The sequence below is a fragment of the Paraburkholderia sp. A3BS-1L genome (assembly GCF_051125215.1).
Lineage (GTDB): Bacteria > Pseudomonadota > Gammaproteobacteria > Burkholderiales > Burkholderiaceae > Paraburkholderia.
In genome coordinates this window covers 2,466,431-2,482,634 of record NZ_CP120442.1, presented here as the reverse complement: position 1 = coordinate 2,482,634, position 16,204 = coordinate 2,466,431, and the positions used below count along the sequence as shown (strand labels likewise).

At 65.3% G+C, this 16,204-nt stretch carries 15 protein-coding genes and 1 tRNA gene; 13 read left to right on the top strand and 3 right to left on the bottom strand.

Annotated elements, in window-relative coordinates; genetic code table 11:
* Positions 1 to 54 precede the first annotated feature (54 nt).
* The 4 genes from bioA to bioB are packed head-to-tail and all read left to right on the top strand — an operon-like array spanning position 55 to position 4,494.
* Positions 55 to 1,410 (top strand): adenosylmethionine--8-amino-7-oxononanoate transaminase, encoded by a 1,356-nt coding sequence (gene bioA / locus P5W99_RS11290; RefSeq protein ID WP_434660813.1) that lies wholly within the window; start codon positions 55 to 57, stop codon positions 1,408 to 1,410.
* On the top strand, positions 1,410 to 2,642 hold the full coding sequence (bioF, locus tag P5W99_RS11285) for an 8-amino-7-oxononanoate synthase (protein WP_434660811.1): 1,233 nt from the start codon (positions 1,410 to 1,412) through the stop codon (positions 2,640 to 2,642). The genes bioA and bioF overlap by 1 nt, the downstream gene beginning before the upstream one ends.
* Positions 2,639 to 3,397 (top strand): dethiobiotin synthase, encoded by a 759-nt coding sequence (bioD, locus tag P5W99_RS11280; protein WP_434660810.1) that lies wholly within the window; start codon positions 2,639 to 2,641, stop codon positions 3,395 to 3,397. Before bioF ends, bioD begins: the two co-directional genes overlap by 4 nt.
* 17 nt (positions 3,398 to 3,414) lie before the next feature.
* Positions 3,415 to 4,494: a biotin synthase BioB gene (gene bioB, locus P5W99_RS11275; protein ID WP_421024507.1), complete on the top strand. Its 1,080-nt coding sequence runs from the start codon at positions 3,415 to 3,417 to the stop codon at positions 4,492 to 4,494.
* 87 nt (positions 4,495 to 4,581) lie between these two features.
* Here bioB and cytX read toward each other — a convergent pair whose 3' ends face one another.
* Positions 4,582 to 5,913 (bottom strand): putative hydroxymethylpyrimidine transporter CytX, encoded by a 1,332-nt coding sequence (gene cytX / locus P5W99_RS11270; protein ID WP_434660809.1) that lies wholly within the window; start codon positions 5,911 to 5,913, stop codon positions 4,582 to 4,584.
* Between the two features lie 242 nt (positions 5,914 to 6,155).
* On the opposite strand from cytX, the gene P5W99_RS11265 reads away from it, so the two are divergent.
* From P5W99_RS11265 to P5W99_RS11255, 3 genes are all read left to right on the top strand, one after another.
* Complete coding sequence (locus P5W99_RS11265) at positions 6,156 to 7,487, top strand: replication-associated recombination protein A (protein WP_421024505.1); 1,332 nt, start codon at positions 6,156 to 6,158, stop codon at positions 7,485 to 7,487.
* Between the two features lie 58 nt (positions 7,488 to 7,545).
* Positions 7,546 to 8,838: a serine--tRNA ligase gene (gene serS / locus P5W99_RS11260; protein WP_434660807.1), complete on the top strand. Its 1,293-nt coding sequence runs from the start codon at positions 7,546 to 7,548 to the stop codon at positions 8,836 to 8,838.
* Positions 8,839 to 8,960: 122 nt separating this feature from the next.
* A tRNA-Ser gene (locus P5W99_RS11255) sits at positions 8,961 to 9,051 on the top strand.
* A gap of 67 nt (positions 9,052 to 9,118) precedes the next feature.
* Here the strand turns inward: P5W99_RS11255 and P5W99_RS11250 are convergent.
* On the bottom strand, positions 9,119 to 9,931 hold the full coding sequence (locus P5W99_RS11250; RefSeq protein ID WP_434660805.1) for a glycosyltransferase family 2 protein: 813 nt from the start codon (positions 9,929 to 9,931) through the stop codon (positions 9,119 to 9,121).
* 202 nt (positions 9,932 to 10,133) lie between these two features.
* Between P5W99_RS11250 and map the strand changes: the two genes are divergently transcribed.
* The 6 genes from map to P5W99_RS11220 all read left to right on the top strand — a co-directional run bounded on the left by map (position 10,134) and on the right by P5W99_RS11220 (position 14,473).
* A complete protein-coding gene (gene map / locus P5W99_RS11245) occupies positions 10,134 to 10,919 on the top strand; it encodes a type I methionyl aminopeptidase (protein WP_421024502.1) in 786 nt (261 codons plus the stop codon).
* Positions 10,920 to 11,071: 152 nt separating this feature from the next.
* Positions 11,072 to 11,608 carry a GNAT family N-acetyltransferase gene (locus tag P5W99_RS11240; RefSeq protein WP_421024501.1) on the top strand — a complete coding sequence of 179 codons (537 nt, stop codon included), beginning with the start codon at positions 11,072 to 11,074 and terminating at the stop codon, positions 11,606 to 11,608.
* 180 nt (positions 11,609 to 11,788) lie between these two features.
* A complete protein-coding gene (minC, locus tag P5W99_RS11235; protein WP_434660803.1) occupies positions 11,789 to 12,700 on the top strand; it encodes a septum site-determining protein MinC in 912 nt (303 codons plus the stop codon).
* A gap of 92 nt (positions 12,701 to 12,792) precedes the next feature.
* A complete protein-coding gene (minD, locus tag P5W99_RS11230) occupies positions 12,793 to 13,608 on the top strand; it encodes a septum site-determining protein MinD (protein ID WP_421024499.1) in 816 nt (271 codons plus the stop codon).
* Between the two features lie 14 nt (positions 13,609 to 13,622).
* Positions 13,623 to 13,877 (top strand): cell division topological specificity factor MinE, encoded by a 255-nt coding sequence (minE, locus tag P5W99_RS11225; protein WP_322056710.1) that lies wholly within the window; start codon positions 13,623 to 13,625, stop codon positions 13,875 to 13,877.
* Between the two features lie 278 nt (positions 13,878 to 14,155).
* A complete protein-coding gene (locus P5W99_RS11220) occupies positions 14,156 to 14,473 on the top strand; it encodes a hypothetical protein (protein WP_421024498.1) in 318 nt (105 codons plus the stop codon).
* Between the two features lie 208 nt (positions 14,474 to 14,681).
* On the opposite strand, the gene P5W99_RS11215 is transcribed toward P5W99_RS11220, so the two are convergent.
* Positions 14,682 to 16,061: a chloride channel protein gene (locus P5W99_RS11215; RefSeq protein ID WP_434660800.1), complete on the bottom strand. Its 1,380-nt coding sequence runs from the start codon at positions 16,059 to 16,061 to the stop codon at positions 14,682 to 14,684.
* Positions 16,062 to 16,204 lie beyond the last annotated feature (143 nt).

Below are 16,204 nucleotides of genomic sequence, written 5' to 3'. Positions count from 1 at the left end.
CTCGGGCCCGTTGCCTGGCAGGACACCAGCAGGACACACCAGCAGGAGCCGTATTTGAACTCGCATTCCTACCCCGCCAACGACGCCTGGATCGCGCGCAGCTTGCGCGCCGTCTGGCATCCTTGCACCCAGATGAAGCACCACGAGCGCTTGCCGCTCGTCGCCGTCGCGCGTGGCGAAGGGCCGTGGTTGTACGACCATGAAAGCCGGCGCTACCTCGACGCCGTTAGCTCGTGGTGGGTCAATCTGTTTGGCCACGCCAATCCGGTAATCAACGCCGCGCTCAAGGCGCAGCTCGACACGCTCGAGCACGTGATGCTCGCGGGCTGCACGCACGAGCCCGCAGTCGAACTCGCCGAGCGCCTGAGCGCGCTCACCGGCGGCACGCTCGGCCATGCGTTTTTTGCGTCCGATGGCGCCTCGGCGGTCGAGATCGCGCTGAAGATGAGCTTTCACGCGTGGCGCAATCAGTGTGCGAGCGACAAGCGCGAATTCGTGTGCCTGGCCAACAGTTATCACGGCGAGACCATCGGCGCGCTTGGCGTGACGGATGTGAAGCTCTTCAGGGATGCTTACGATCCCCTTTTGACTCACGCGCACGTGGTCGCGTCGCCCGATGCGCGCACGGCGCGCGAAGGCGAGAGCGCCGCTGACGTGGCGCACCGCGCGCTCGCGGACGTCGAGCGTGTGTTCGCCGAGCGCGAAGGGCGCATCGCGGCGCTGATCGTCGAGCCGCTCGTGCAGTGCGCGGCAGGCATGGCGATGCACGATCCCGCGTATCTCCGGGGCCTGCGCGCGCTGTGCGACCGCTACCAGGTGCATCTGATCGCCGACGAAATCGCCGTGGGCTGCGGGCGCACGGGCACGTTCTTCGCATGCGAGCAGGCTGGCATCTGGCCCGATCTGCTCACGCTCTCGAAGGGCATCAGCGGCGGCTACCTGCCGCTGTCGATCGTGCTTTCGCGCGACGAAATCTACGCGGCCTTCTACGACGACGACACCGTGCGCGGCTTCCTCCATTCGCATTCGTACACGGGCAATCCGCTCGCCTGCCGCGCGGCGCTTGCAACGCTCGATCTCTTCGAGCGCGATGGCGTGCTGGCCGCGAACGCCCAAAAATCGAAGCAATTGCGCGAAGCGTTTGCACCGCTCGAGCAGCATCCGCTCGTGCGCGACCTGCGCCAGTGCGGCACGATTCTCGCGTTCGACGTGGCGATCGACGACGCCGAGCGCGCGCGCACGTTCTCGCGCCGGTTCTTCGAAAACGCGCTGCAGCGCGAGCTGCTGCTGCGCCCGATCGGCACGACGGTCTACGTAATGCCGCCATACATTCTCGACGCCGGAACGCAAGCGCACCTGGCCGCGCGCACGCGCGAGACATTCGACGCGACTGTCGCGGAGGACCTCTGATGCACTTGCTGCACACACTCGAACAAAACCTGCGCGAACTCGATGCGCAGGGCCTGCGCCGCCGCCGCCGCACCATCGATTCGCCGTGCAGCGCCCATATGGTTGTCGATGGCCGCGAGAGCATCGGCTTCGCGAGCAACGACTACCTCGGGCTGGCTGCGCATCCGCGGCTCGTCGCGGCGCTGGCCGAGGGCGCGCAGCGCTACGGCGCGGGCAGCGGCGGCTCGCATCTGCTGGGTGGCCATTCGCGCGCCCACGCGCAACTCGAGGACGATCTCGCGGCGTTCGCCGGCACCTTTGTGGATGCGCCGCGCGCGCTGTACTTCAGCACCGGCTACATGGCGAATCTGGCTGTGCTCACCGCGCTCGCGGGGCAGGGCACGACGCTCTTTTCCGATGCGCTCAATCACGCCTCGCTGATCGACGGCGCGCGGCTCTCGCGGGCCGAGATCCGGATCTATCCGCACGCGGACATGGACGCCTTGAGCACGATGCTCGAAGCGTCGGACGCGCGCGCGAAGGTGATCGTGAGCGACACGGTGTTCAGCATGGACGGCGATGTCGCGCCGCTCGCGCGTCTGGTCGAACTTGCCGAAAAGCATGGCGCATGGCTGGTGGTCGACGACGCGCACGGGCTTGGCGTGCTCGGCCCGCAAGGGCGCGGCGCGCTGGCCGCAGCCGCGCTGCGCTCGCCGAACCTCGTGATGGTCGGCACGCTCGGCAAGGCGGCGGGCGTTTCGGGCGCGTTCATCTGCGCTCACGACACGGTGATCGAGTGGCACGTGCAGCGCGCCCGTCCGTACATCTTCACGACGGCGTCGTCGCCGGCGGTCGCGCACGCGGTCTCCGCGAGCCTGCAACTGATTGCGGGCGAGGAGGGTGACGCGCGGCGCGCTCATCTGAATCATCTGATCGGGCGCACGCGCTCGATGCTCAAGGAAACTTGCTGGCGGCCCGTCGATTCGCACACGGCAGTGCAGCCGCTCGTGGTCGGCGCCAACGAGGCCACGCTTGCGCTGCAAGCCGCGCTCGAGCGCGATGGTCTGTGGGTGCCGGCGATTCGTCCGCCGACGGTGCCCGCCGGCACCTCGCGGCTGCGCATTTCGCTCTCGGCTGCGCATTCGGACGCCGACCTCGACCGTCTGAACGCGGCGCTGCAACGCGTGAGCCTTGAAGAGCAACGGCAAGAGCAACAGCAAGAGCAACAGCAGGCGCAAGAGGGCGCGCGATGAGCACTGCAAAGTATTCGCTTTTTGTAACCGGCACCGATACCGAAATCGGCAAGACTTTCGTGAGCGCGGCGCTCTTGCGCGGCATGGCGCGAGCGGGCCTGCGCGCGGCGGCGATGAAGCCCATCGCTGCGGGTGCATACGAGCGCGAAGGCGTCTGGCACAATGAAGATGCCGACCAGCTCGACGCTGCCGCGAGCGTGCTGCTTCCTGCGGAAATGCGCACGCCGTTTTTGCTCAGGGAGCCGGCCGCGCCGCACATTGCCGCCGCGCTCGAAGGCGTGACGCTGGACATGGCGCGCGTCGTGCAATGTTTCGGCGAGGCACGCGAGCGCGCGGACGCCGTGGTGGTGGAAGGCGTGGGCGGCTTTCGCGTGCCGCTCACGGCGACGCAGGACACCGCTGATCTCGCGGTTGCGCTGAATCTGCCGGTGGTGCTCGTCGTGGGCATGCGACTGGGCTGCATCAGCCATGCGCTTCTCACCGCCGAGGCGATCGCCGCACGCGGCCTCACGATCGCGGGCTGGGTCGCGAACCGCATCGACCCGGCCATGACCTTCCCGCAAGAAAACATCGACGCGCTTCGTGAGCGCCTGGCCGCGCAGTTCGGCGCGCCGCTCATCGGCGTCGTGCCCCGTATGCCCGGCGCTCATACGGCTACGTTGGCCGAGCTCGCCGCAGAACACCTGAACATCGACGCGTTGCTCGCGCGGCTCGACACTCTCGCGCCTGCATCCGAATCCCTGTCGCCTCTGTAAAGAAGGACCCCTACACCATGACCGAAGCTCATATCGACATTACCGCGCTCAAGAAAAGCGCGCCGCACGCACCAGCACAAGACGAAGCCGCCGCGCGCTGGCGCGTCGCCGACGTCGCCGCACTCTACGAACTGCCGTTCAACGATCTGATGTTCCGCGCGCAGCAGGTGCATCGCGAGCATTTCGACGCGAATGCAGTGCAGCTTTCCACGCTCCTGTCGATCAAGACCGGCGGCTGCGAGGAGGATTGCGCATATTGCCCGCAGTCGTCGCATCACGATACCGGGCTCGACGCGAGCAAGCTCATGGACGTGGACGCCGTGCTCGACGCCGCGCGTGTGGCGAAGGCGAACGGCGCGACGCGCTTTTGCATGGGCGCGGCATGGCGCAATCCGAAGGACCGCCATCTCGAGCCGATCAAGGACATGATTCGCGGCGTGAAGTCGATGGGGCTCGAAACCTGCGTCACGCTCGGCATGCTCGAAGCGCATCAGGCGAAGGCGCTCGCCGACGCGGGCCTCGATTACTACAACCACAACCTCGACACCTCACCCGAGTTCTACGGCCAGATCATCTCGACGCGCACCTACGAGGACCGCCTCGAAACGCTCGAGCGCGTGCGCGACGCGGGCATCAACGTGTGCTGCGGCGGCATCGTCGGCATGGGCGAGTCGCGCCGCGAGCGCGCGGGCCTGATCGCGCAGCTCGCGAACATGGAGCCGTATCCGGAATCGGTGCCCATCAACAATCTCGTGCAGGTGAGCGGCACGCCGCTCGAAGGCACCGAGCCGCTCGATCCGTTCGAGTTCGTGCGCACGATCGCGGTCGCGCGCATCACCATGCCCAAGGCGATGGTGCGTCTCTCGGCCGGCCGCGAGCAGATGGACGACGCGCTTCAGGCGCTGTGCTTCATGGCGGGCGCGAATTCGATTTTCTATGGCGATCAGTTGCTCACGACGGGCAACCCGCAAGCCGAAGCCGATCGCCAGCTGTTGCAGCGTCTGGGCATCAGCGCGCAGACGGCGCAGGCATTGCCGGCGGATGTGCATGAGCACCATGACCATCATGCGCACGGCGGCTGCGGCCACTGCGAATAAGTCTGTCGAAGCGCACCGCTGAAAAGACAAACGCCACGCGATGAAGCGTGGCGTTGTCGTTTGGAGCACTATCGATGCAGGCGCGGTTTAAGCGTAAGCTGCGCGCCGACGCCCCGCGAGCACGACATAGCACAGCGCGCCGGTCACGAGCGCGGGCAGCGTCGCACCGAGATTCGGCAGCCACTGGTTGAGCGCCTGGTACGCGCCAAAGCCGATGCCCCACGCGACAAACGCGGTCACGTGCCAGCCGCCCGAGTAACCGTAGATGCCGCTCAGATCGGCCAGTGCATGGGCGTCGATGCGCCGGCGGCGCACGATGAAGTGATCGGCGAGCACGACGCCGAAGAGCGGTGCGAACACCGAGCCGATGAAGAGCAGGAAGTTCTCATAGCGCGCCATCGGCACGACGAGGCCGATCAGCGTGCACAACGCGCCGAACGCCGCCGAGAGCCACGGCACGCTGCCGCGCGTCCAGAACGTGCCCGTGGAAACCGCGGCCGAGTGAATATCGGCGAAGGCGTTGTCGATTTCGTCGATCAGCACGAGCAACAGCGCAAGGCCGCCACCGGCTTTCGCGAGCGCCGTGGTGAGGAGCGCGTCGCCGCCGCCCGCCGCGAGTCCGTAGATCGCGCCGAGCGCGTAGAACCACAGGTTCGCGATGCCATAGCCGAGCAGCGTGCCGCGGAACGTCTCGCCCGCGCGGCGGCCGAAGCGCGTGTAGTCGGCGATGAGCGGCAGCCACGACAGCGGCATCGCGACCACGAGGTCGATCGCGCTGCCGAACGGCATCTCGCCAGTGCCGGGGCGGCGCATGAGCGCGCCGATGTCGTGCTGCACGAGCAGACTCCACGTGAGCCAGGCGGCACCCGCGAGCAGAAGCCAGATGCCCCAGGTGCGCAGGAAGCGGCGCACGAACGAGAGCGGGCCGCTCACGGCGAGCAGCGTGGCCAGCAAGCCGAAGATCACCGTCCACACGAGCGGAATCGACAGGCCGAAGGCTTGCTTGGCGAGCGCATCGGCGGAATCGCGCATCACGATGATCTCGAACGAGCCCCAGCCCACGAGCTGCACCATGTTGATGACCGCCGGCACCGACGCGCCGCGAATGCCGAGCGTCGGGCGCAGCGACGACATGGCGGCAAGGCCCGTGTCGGTGCCGATCACGCCCGCGAGCGCGAGGAGCACGACGCCGATCACGCTGCCGATGCCGATCGCGGCGAGCGCATGGGGCAGCGAAAGCCCCGGCACCAGCAGGGCGCCCGCCTGGGCGACCAGCAGGCCGATGCCGAGCGAGAACCAGAGCGCGAAGGCGTCGCCGGTGCGGAACTGGCGGCGCGCGTCGGGCACGGGCACGTTGGGCGCGTAGGTCGAGCCGGCTTCGCCGGAGCTGGCCGCGCCGGCCTGCGAGTCTAGAGTCATCGGTAAAACGGTCCTCTGTGTCGTTTGTCTTATCTGATGTTTGGCGGGGCCGGCCATCCGGGCAGCCAGCGAAGGCGGGCATCGGTCGCATATCGGCAGCAGCCAGGCACGGCATCTCGCGCAACCGCCCAGGCTGTCATAATGCACGACTGCATCCGTCATGGCAGGCCGTTTTCGGGGGCGCGAACAGCGCCTCGGCAATGGCCCGGCCCCGGCAAAGCCGACATTATCGCGAAAACGTCATGTTTGAAGAAACCCGTGCCAACGTCCCGCTCGCCGAGCGGTTGCGCCCGCGCTCGATCGACGAAGTCATCGGCCAGAAGCATCTGCTCGGGGCCAACAAGCCGCTGCGCGTCGCCTTCGAGTCGGGCGAAGCGCATTCGATGATCCTCTGGGGGCCGCCCGGGGTCGGCAAGACCACGCTCGCGCGCCTGATGGCCGATGCCTTCCACGCGCAGTTCATCGCGCTCTCGGCGGTGCTCTCGGGCGTGAAGGATATCCGCGAGGCCGTCGAGACGGCGCAGATGCACCGCGCGCATGGCCATCAGACGCTCGTGTTCGTCGATGAAGTCCATCGCTTCAACAAGAGCCAGCAGGACGCCTTCCTGCCTCACGTGGAGTCGGGCCTGTTCGTATTCATCGGTGCGACGACCGAGAATCCGTCGTTCGAGGTGAATAGCGCGTTGCTTTCGCGCGCGGCGGTCTACGTGCTCAAGAGCCTCGACGAAGACGAGCAGGGCGAGCTGCTTGCGCGCGCGAGCGCGGAGCTGGGCGGCCTCACTTTCACGGAGGAAGCACAAAAGGCGCTGATCGGTTCGGCCGACGGCGACGGGCGCAAGCTGCTGAACAACCTCGAAATCGTCGCGCGGGCGGCCGCGCAGCAGAAGAAGCGCGAGATCGACGGCGAGCTGCTCGGCAGCGCGCTCGCCGAAAATCTGCGCCGCTTCGACAAGGGGGGCGACGCGTTCTACGATCAGATCAGCGCGCTGCACAAGTCGGTGCGCGGCAGCAATCCGGACGGCGCGCTCTACTGGTTCTGCCGCATGCTCGACGGCGGCGCCGATCCGCGTTATCTGGCACGACGCATCGTGCGCATGGCGTGGGAGGACATCGGCCTCGCCGACCCGCGCGCGGCGCGCATCACGCTCGACGCCTCGGAGACCTACGAGCGGTTGGGCTCGCCCGAGGGCGAGCTGGCGCTCGCGCAGGCCGTCATCTACCTCGCGGTCGCGCCGAAATCGAACGCGGGTTACATGGCATACAACGAGGCGCGCCGCTTCGTTGGCAAGGACCAGTCGCGCGCGGTGCCCGTCCACTTGCGCAATGCGCCCACCAAGCTCATGAAAGAGCTGGGCTACGGCCACGAATACCGCTACGCGCACGACGAACCCGATGCCTACGCGGCCGGCGAGACCTATCTGCCCGACGGCATGCGCGAGCCGCGCTGGTATCAGCCCACGCCGCGCGGGCTCGAAGGCAAGATCGGCGAGAAGCTCGCGCGCCTCGCCGACCTCGACGCGCAATGGCGCGACGAGCATCGTGACGAAATCCGCGAGCGCAAGCGCAAGGGCTAGCCCCCGCCGGTGCGCTAAAATCGACGCTTCACACAACGACACTGCGTCTCACAATCCCATGCTCGACATCCAGTTGCTGCGCAAAGACCTCGACGGCGTCGCCAAGCGCCTCGCCGACCGCGGCTATACCCTCGACGTCGCGGCGTTTTCCGCGCTCGAAGCGGAACGCCGCGCCATCCAGACCCGCACCGAAGAACTGCAGGCGCGCCGCAACAGCCTGTCGAAGCAGATTGGCGCGATGAAGGGCCGCGGCGAGGATACCTCGGCGGTCATGGCCGAAGTGGGCGGCATCGGCGACGAAATGAAGGCCTCGGCTGCGAAGCTCGACGAAATCCAGACGAAGCTTTCCGACCTGCTGCTCGGCGTGCCGAACCTGCCGCACGAGAGCGTGCCCGTGGGCCGCGACGAAGCCGACAACGTGGAAGTGCGCCGCTGGGGCACGCCGCGCCACTTCAGCTTCGAAGTGAAGGATCACGTCGACGTGGGCGGGCCGCTGGGTCTCGACTTCGAGACCGGCGCGAAGCTTTCGGGCGCGCGCTTCACGCTGCTGCGCGGCCAGATCGCGCGCCTGCATCGCGCGCTCGCGCAGTTCATGATAGACACGCACACGATGCAGCACGGCTATACGGAGACGTACACGCCCTACATCGTGAATCCGGAAATCCTTTACGGCACGGGCCAGTTGCCCAAGTTCGCCGAGGACATGTTCCGCGTGGAGAAGGGCGGCGCCGAGAACACGGTCACGCAGTACCTGATTTCCACCTCGGAAATCTCGCTCACGAACACGGTGCGCGAGAGCATCGTCGAAGGCAGCGCGCTGCCCATCAAGCTCACCGCGCATTCGCCGTGCTTCCGTTCGGAGGCCGGTTCGTATGGCCGCGACACGCGCGGCATGATTCGCCAGCATCAGTTCGACAAGGTCGAGATGGTGCAGATCGTGGCGCCGGAAACGTCGTACGACGCACTGGAGCAAATGGTCGTGCATGCGGAGACCATCCTGCAAAAGCTCGGCCTGCCGTACCGCGTGATCACGCTGTGCACCGGCGACATGGGTTTCTCGGCCACCAAGACCTACGATCTCGAAGTGTGGCTGCCGGCGCAGAACACGTATCGCGAAATTTCGAGCTGCTCGAACACCGAGGCGTTCCAGGCGCGCCGCATGCAGGCGCGCTACCGCAATGCCCAGGGCAAGCCGGAGCTCGTGCATACGCTCAACGGTTCGGGTCTCGCGGTGGGCCGCACGCTTGTCGCTGTGCTCGAGAACTATCAGGAAGCGGACGGCTCGGTCACCGTGCCGGAGGTGCTGCGTCCGTACATGGGCGGGGTTGCCCGGCTTGAAATGCAGGGCTGAACGCTCTCTTCGAGATTTTTCTCAAAGAGCCCTTGCAAAAGCCAAAATTTGTTCTATAATCTCCGCTTCTCTGGTCGCCGACCAAGGTCAGAGAAGCAGTAAAGCAATGCCGGCAGTACCCCGGAGAGGTGGCAGAGTGGTCGAATGTACCTGACTCGAAATCAGGCGTACGGTTTCCCCGTACCGTGGGTTCGAATCCCACCCTCTCCGCCAAATTCAGAAAACCCCCGCATGCCTGACGGCTGCGGGGTTTTTGCTTTGTGGTCGCTTTTTCGGCGGCTTATTTCTTCATGTGCCCGCGTTGCTCCAGCGAGCGCAGGAAGGTGCCCGAGATCGCCGAGCCGCCGTGGTGCACGATCTTCTCGTCGACGAGCGCCCAAACCGACATCCCGGCGGCGCGCACGCGCTGGCAGAACGACAGGTCTTCCGAGAGATAGACGCCTTTTTTACCGATCGGACCGAAGAACGCGTAGAAGCGGCCATCGGGCAGGTAGGGCGCGTATTGCGAGGGCGGCCGGTAGATCTGCGTGAGCGGCGCGAGCGCAACGAGCGCATCGCGGCGGATAAGGAAGATGCCCGTGCCGATGTGGTTGACCTCGACCCAGCCGTTGCTGACCGTGCTGCTGCCTTGTTCGTTGGCGCGGATCGCCGTGTTGTACTCCACGGTTTTTTCCTGCCATTCGCGCAGCGAGAGGCCCACGTCGTCGCTCGTAATCTTCTTTTCCACATCGAAGAACCGGTACGGGCATGCGATGCCCGCTACCGGCTTGTTGCCGGCGAGGAGGCGCGGAACCGCTTCGCGCGAGAAGTCCATGTCCGTATCGAGGAACAGCACGTGCGTGAATTCGGGGTGGCTCAGGAAATAGCTTGCGAAGAAGTTGCGCGCGCGGATGATGTGCGACGAAGCCGTGTGGATGTACTCGAAGCGCACGCCGCGCTCCTTGAAGGTTTCCATCAGGCGGGCCAGCGCGATCGCGAAGTCGAAATGCACCGAGTTGTCGTAGGTGGGCAGGGCGATCAGCACGTTGAGCGGGGCGTCCGATTGTGCGCCGGGCGTGGCGCTTGTCGTGGGGGCGGAGTCAGGCTGGGTCATGGTCGGCGTTCGGCTCACGTCGTTGTAAGATATTTCTTATTTTTAAGGGTGGCTTGTGCGCGGACAATCGGACGTATCCGAATCGGCGCCTGCTGGATGGGGGTGACGCCCCGGTACAATGGCGCTTTCTGCGCGGCTGCCCCGAATTTGCTGCGAGGCGCCTTGCGCCGCCGCGCTCACTACCCGTTCACAGCGTTCACAGATGGCCATCACTTACAAATCTGCCGACGACGTCGCGCGTCTGCGCATTTCCGGCCGGCTTGCCGCCGACGTGCTCGCCATGATTGGCGAACACGTCAAGCCCGGCGTCTCCACCGACGACCTCGACGCGATCTGCAACGACTATATCGTCAACACGCTCAAGGCGGTGCCGGCCAACGTCGGCTACCTCGGCTTTCCGAAAACGATCTGCACCTCGGTCAACTCGGTGGTCTGCCACGGCATTCCGAGCCGCAACGAGGTCCTCAAGGACGGCGACATCATCAATATCGACGTGGCCGTGATCAAGGACGGCTATTTCGGCGATACGAGCCGCATGTACACCGTGGGCACGCCGAGCACGGTCGGTCGCCAGCTCATCGACACGACTTACGAGGCGATGCTCGCGGGCATCCGCGAGGTCAAGCCCGGCGCGACGCTCGGCGACGTGGGTCACGCGATTCAGCGTCGCGCCCAGGCCGACGGTTTCTCGATCGTGCGCGAATACTGCGGTCACGGCATCGGCAAGGTCTATCACGAAGAGCCGCAGGTGCTGCATTACGGCCAGCCCGGCCAGGGCGTGCGCTTGAAGCCGGGCATGGTCTTCACGATCGAGCCGATGGTCAATGCAGGCCGCGCCGGCACGGCGGTGCAGCGCGACGGCTGGACGGTGGTGACAAAGGATCGTTCGCTCTCCGCGCAATGGGAGCACATGGTGGCGGTTACCGACGAGGGCTACGAGCTTCTCACGCCCTGGCCAGACGGCACGGGCGCGTACGAAGCCCCTTGAGCCGCGGTGCATATGCCTGTGGGGCCCCTGGGCTGGTCTGTCAAGTTCCGCGTCGGCGGTGTGCGCCGGGCAAATTTGTTAAATAAGGATTTGACTCTCCGCCCAGTTCGGTTAAAGCTACGCGTTAGTGCTTTATTGGGGTTTACGACTGCATGAGTCCGTCACTGACCGTTCGCCGTATCGCTGCCGATCAGGGTGCCGTGCTCCGCGAGCTTCGAACTGCTTCGCTGCGCGACGCGCCTTATGCGTTCGGCGACTCGCTTGAAGACGCGCTGTCCGCCGATGTCGCCGTTTTCGACGCTGCGGCGGCCCGTCACGCGAACTCGCATACTGCCACATCGTTCATCCTCTATACCGAGGGGCATCCGGCCGGCCTGATCGGCGCGAATTTCGAAAGTGCGCCGGCGCGCCGCGCGTTCGTGTTCGCATTGTGGGTGGCGCCGGCCGTGCGGCATCTGCGCGGCGGCGAGCTGCTCGTCAATGCCGCCATCGACTGGCTCTTGAGCGAAGGCGCTGCGCAAGTCTTCGCCTGGGTGACCGACAACAACATCACCGCCATGCGCTTCTACGAGCGGCTCGGCTTCGTCGCCACGGGCGACCACGCTCGCAGCACCCAAACGCCCGAGCAGTGGGAGACGCTCCTCGTGCGCGACGTCGCGCTCGCGCAGAAGAGCATGTCGGCCCAGTAACGGAGTGTCTGCCCAGCAGCTTTTCTCTTGTTCTTAGCCATGGCGTGCGTCCGGCACGTCATGCGCCGGTATCTCCCGCCGTTGTGCATTGCTCCCTGTGTCGCAGCATTTTGAGCCATTAAAAATAATGGCCGTGCGCGTCGACGCCTGTAAAATACGCAAAAATTTTCGCCGAACGCCATGTCGTCCAGGAAATCGCCCTATTTTGAACTGAAGAGCGGCTCAGTCGATACGCTTTTATTTGTGGTCAAAACGACTGAGCTCGATGCGATGCGCGCCGAACTGACCCGGCGCTTCGAGGCGACGCCGGAATTCTTCGCCAACGATACGGTCGCCATCGACTTGCGGCGCCTCGCAGAGGGTGAGCAAATCGCGCTTGCCGACATCGCGCGCCTGCTCGAAAGCGTGCGCATGCGCCCGGTGGGCGTGGTCGCGCTGCCCGCGCAGCATGGCTGGGCCGCCGAGGCGGGCCTGCCGTTCCTCGAAGCGCGCGACAAGCGCGTCGCAGGCAGCGCAGTCGGCCTGGCCGGCGACGTGCCCGCCACTCAGGCCTCGGCCGTTGTGCGGGCCGCCGGCGCTGAAGCTGGCTCTGCAGTCACAACCGGTGCGGCGAACGGCACGCCGGTGCAGTCCGCCGATGCTGCCGCCAGCGCGCCAGCCGTGTCCGCCGTGCAGCCGGAACTCTTCCTTCCGGAGGCTCCCGAAGCGGACGCAGGATCCGATGCAGCCGGTTCCGTGGCGCGCTCGACGAGCGCGGAGCCGACGCTCGTGATCGACCGTCCGCTGCGCTCGGGTCAGCGCATCTACGCGAAGGGCGACCTCGTCGTGCTGGGCGCGGTGTCGAACGGGGCGGAAGTGATCGCCGAAGGCAACATCCATATTTACGCGCCATTGCGTGGCCGCGCGCTCGCGGGCGTGCACGGCAACCACGACGCACGTATTTTCTGCACGAGCCTCGAGGCGGAGCTCATTTCGATCGCGGGTATCTACCGCACCGCTGAAGTTCCGCTTGCCGCCGAGGTGAAGGGCAAGCCCGCGCAAATCCGGCTCGACGAAGAACGGCTCTTGATCGAGCCGTTGCGGCTCTCCTGAGCCGCCTGTCGGGCGCGAGCAACACGCGGGCGCGAGCGGCGCAAGACCGCGACGAGACCAAATTGGGAAACTGACGAACGCAAGGTAAGGGAATGGCAAAAATCATTGTGGTGACTTCGGGCAAGGGTGGCGTTGGCAAAACGACCACGAGCGCGAGTTTCGCATCGGGCCTCGCGTTGCGTGGCCATAAAACCGCGGTCATCGATTTCGACGTCGGCCTGCGCAATCTCGACCTCATCATGGGGTGCGAGCGCCGCGTCGTGTACGACCTGATCAATGTGATCCAGGGTGAGGCGAACCTCAATCAGGCGCTCATCAAGGACAAGAAGTGCGAGAATCTCTTCATCCTGCCGGCCTCGCAGACGCGCGACAAGGACGCGCTCACGAAGGAAGGCGTGGAGAAGGTGATCGAAGATCTGCGCAAGATGGACTTCGAGTACATCATCTGCGATTCGCCGGCCGGCATCGAGTCGGGCGCGCTGCTCGCGATGCACTTCGCCGACGAAGCGCTGATCGTGACGAACCCGGAAGTGTCGTCCGTGCGCGATTCGGACCGCATCCTCGGCATGCTGTCGTCGAAGACCAAGCGCGCGATCGAAGGCAAGGATCCGATCAAGGAGCACCTGCTGATCACGCGCTATAACCCCAAGCGCGTGAGCGAAGGCGAAATGCTGTCGCTTTCGGATATTTCGGAGATCCTGCGCATCGAGCTGATCGGCGTGATTCCGGAATCGGAAGCGGTGCTGCACGCATCGAACCAGGGCCTGCCCGCAGTCCATCTCGACGGCACCGATGTCGCGGAGTCGTACAAGGACGTGGTAGCGCGCTTTCTCGGCGAAGACAAGACGCTTCGTTTCACCGATTACCAGAAGCCGGGGCTCTTGCAGCGCCTCTTCGGTAGCAAGTAAGGGAGGCGCACGTCATGTCGTTTCTTTCGTTTTTTCTCGGCGAGAAGAAGAAGTCCGCCTCGGTAGCGAAGGAACGCCTGCAGCTCATCATCGCTCACGAGCGCGCAGGCGGCCATCCTCCCGCCGATTATCTGCCGGCCCTGCAACGCGAGCTGGTCGCGGTGATCTCGAAGTACATCAAGATCTCCGACGACGACATTCGCGTGAGCCTCGAACGCCAGGACGATCTCGAAGTGCTCGAGGTCAAGATCGAGATTCCGCAGGCCTGATGCACGCGATGCGCGCGGAGCGGCTGTGCGCCGCGCGCATCTCAATATTGTCGCCGTAACGCCATCGCTTTTCGCGCATGCGCGTGGTTTGCGTTTGCGTCTTCTTTACGCCTTCTTTACGCGCCTTCCGCCGGCGCGTTTCATCGCTGCCTTCCTTACCGAAATATTCGGTTTCACTTCACCCCTCGTGGTAACAGCGCCGTTGTCAGCGCAGGCGCGTGCTCGCGCATTGATCGGGTAACGCCACTTTCGGCGTACACCTCGAAGGGGAGCTTCATATGAACCATTCCATCCGCCTGCTGGTTGCCAAGGCTGCCATTGTTGCCGCGGGCGCTTGCGCCGTCGCGGCCCCTGCGTTTGCGGAACAAATTGTCGTCATCGCGCCGAGCGCACCGCCGCCCGCGCGCGTCGAAGTCGTGCCCGCGCCGCGTGTCGGCTATGTATGGGATCGGGGCCACTGGCGCTGGAATCGCGGCCACTACGTGTGGATCGCGGGCCACTGGCAGGCCGAGCGTGTCGGCTATCACTGGGTGCCGGGCCACTGGGTCGCGCACGGCCCGAACTGGCGCTGGGTCGAAGGTCGCTGGGTAGCTTGAGAGGCGCGCTTGATTGACGTGAAAAAAGCGCTAACCCTGATCGACAGATAAAACACCATGAGCAAAAGACTGCTTGCCGCTGCGGCGCTTACGATCATGCTGGCCGGTTGCATCGTTGTTCCGGCCCGGCCCATGTATATGCGGCCCGCGCCCGTCGTGATTTATTGACGCCACCTGCCATGCAATGGCACGGCAAGCCCGGCGCACCTCAGCGGGTTGTGGTTTCGTCCGCTGCGGTGTGGCCGGGCTTGTCGCTTTCGGGTGCGGCTTTCGGTGCAGCCAACGCCATCGCCGGGTGCGTGTAGCGCAACGAGAGCGTTTCGTAGAGCGGTGGCGCAAAGATGCGCGAGACGCGGCTCGCGATCAGCGCAGTGGCCATCAGCGAGATCACGAGCGCATGGCCGTCAATCATCTCCATGACGATCACGAACGAAGTGATGGGCGACTGCGTGACCGCCGCGAGATAGCCGACCATGGCGAGCGCGATGAGCATCGGCAGCTGCATGTCGTTGAAGATCATGTGCAGCACGTTGCCGAAGCCTGCGCCGATCGACAGCGAAGGGGCGAAGATGCCGCCCGGAATCCCCGGCAGGTAGGAGCCGACCATCGAGGCCATCTTGAGGAACGGATAGGCGATCGACAGATGCTCGCGGCCGTCGAGCAGGCCACGCGCTTCGGCGTAGCCGCTGCCGAACGTCGTGCCGCCCGAGACAAGTCCGATCACTGCGATGACAAGCCCGCAGAGCGCGGCGAATGCGATGGGACGTTCGGCATGCAGCTTGCGCAACGGCGCGGGAATCCAGTGCTGCGTGTTGAGCAGCAGCCAGCAGAAGATGCCGCCCGCGATGCCGGTGACGATCGCAGTAATGAGCACGGCCACGGCGAGCAGGTTGGGGAAGTGCGCGCCGATCTGGATCCTGCCGAAATACGTGTAGTTGCCGTTCAGGCCGAGCGCGATCACACCGGCGATGATGATCGATGTGATGACCACGCCGCTTGCGCGCGCCTCGAAGCTGCGCGTGAGTTCTTCGATGGCGAACACGATGCCCGCGAGCGGCGTGTTGAACGCCGCGGACAGGCCCGCAGCCGCGCCGGCGAGCACGAGCTTGCGCTCGATGAGCGCGTTCGAGCGCGGGTAGAAGCGGCGCATGTTGAACATCAGCGCCGCGCCCACCTGCACCGTGGGCCCCTCGCGGCCAATCGTAAAGCCGCCGAGAATGGCGAGAAACGAGACGAGGATCTTGCCCGCGAGAATGCGCAACGTGAGCAGGCGCATCCCCGCTTTACCGGTCTTCGTGTGCAGCGTGGCGATCACCTGCGGAATCCCGCTGCCTTCTGCGCCGCGAAAGAACGTGCGGGTGAGCCATACGGCGAGCGCAGCAACGGCGGGTGTGACGACGAGCGGCAGCCAGACGTGATCATGCTGCACGCGCAGAAAGGCGTTGTAGCCCCAATCGATCAGGCGCGCGTAGAACACCGCGACGAGACCGACCGCGATCGCGCCGAGCCAGAGCACGCCGTATTGCCGCCACAGGCGCCGCGAGCGTCGCTCGAGCAGCGCAAGAAGGTTCGGGTTCACGGGGCGCATGGTTTTTATTCGAGACGCAAAGCACTGATTGTAACGGCCTGAGGTCGGGCGCTGTGTTCGTCTACGCAACGGGGCAGGCTGCTCTGACCGGGGCGAGGCGCCGGAATGCATGAAAGAAGGGTCCGATGAATACCGGATGAACT

What these genes read in the sequence shown, in the direction of transcription:
- P5W99_RS11215 (WP_434660800.1), bottom strand. Translation starts at nt 16,061, where the DNA reads ATGCGCCCCGTGAACCCGAACCTTCTTGCGCTGCTCGAGCGACGCTCG.
- cytX (WP_434660809.1), bottom strand. Translation starts at nt 5,913, where the DNA reads ATGACTCTAGACTCGCAGGCCGGCGCGGCCAGCTCCGGCGAAGCCGGC.
- minC (WP_434660803.1), top strand. Translation starts at nt 11,789, where the DNA reads ATGTCGTCCAGGAAATCGCCCTATTTTGAACTGAAGAGCGGCTCAGTC.
- map (WP_421024502.1), top strand. Translation starts at nt 10,134, where the DNA reads ATGGCCATCACTTACAAATCTGCCGACGACGTCGCGCGTCTGCGCATT.
- P5W99_RS11240 (WP_421024501.1), top strand. Translation starts at nt 11,072, where the DNA reads ATGAGTCCGTCACTGACCGTTCGCCGTATCGCTGCCGATCAGGGTGCC.
- bioF (WP_434660811.1), top strand. Translation starts at nt 1,410, where the DNA reads ATGCACTTGCTGCACACACTCGAACAAAACCTGCGCGAACTCGATGCG.
- P5W99_RS11220 (WP_421024498.1), top strand. Translation starts at nt 14,156, where the DNA reads ATGAACCATTCCATCCGCCTGCTGGTTGCCAAGGCTGCCATTGTTGCC.
- P5W99_RS11265 (WP_421024505.1), top strand. Translation starts at nt 6,156, where the DNA reads ATGTTTGAAGAAACCCGTGCCAACGTCCCGCTCGCCGAGCGGTTGCGC.
- serS (WP_434660807.1), top strand. Translation starts at nt 7,546, where the DNA reads ATGCTCGACATCCAGTTGCTGCGCAAAGACCTCGACGGCGTCGCCAAG.
- P5W99_RS11250 (WP_434660805.1), bottom strand. Translation starts at nt 9,931, where the DNA reads ATGACCCAGCCTGACTCCGCCCCCACGACAAGCGCCACGCCCGGCGCA.
- minE (WP_322056710.1), top strand. Translation starts at nt 13,623, where the DNA reads ATGTCGTTTCTTTCGTTTTTTCTCGGCGAGAAGAAGAAGTCCGCCTCG.
- minD (WP_421024499.1), top strand. Translation starts at nt 12,793, where the DNA reads ATGGCAAAAATCATTGTGGTGACTTCGGGCAAGGGTGGCGTTGGCAAA.
- bioD (WP_434660810.1), top strand. Translation starts at nt 2,639, where the DNA reads ATGAGCACTGCAAAGTATTCGCTTTTTGTAACCGGCACCGATACCGAA.
- bioB (WP_421024507.1), top strand. Translation starts at nt 3,415, where the DNA reads ATGACCGAAGCTCATATCGACATTACCGCGCTCAAGAAAAGCGCGCCG.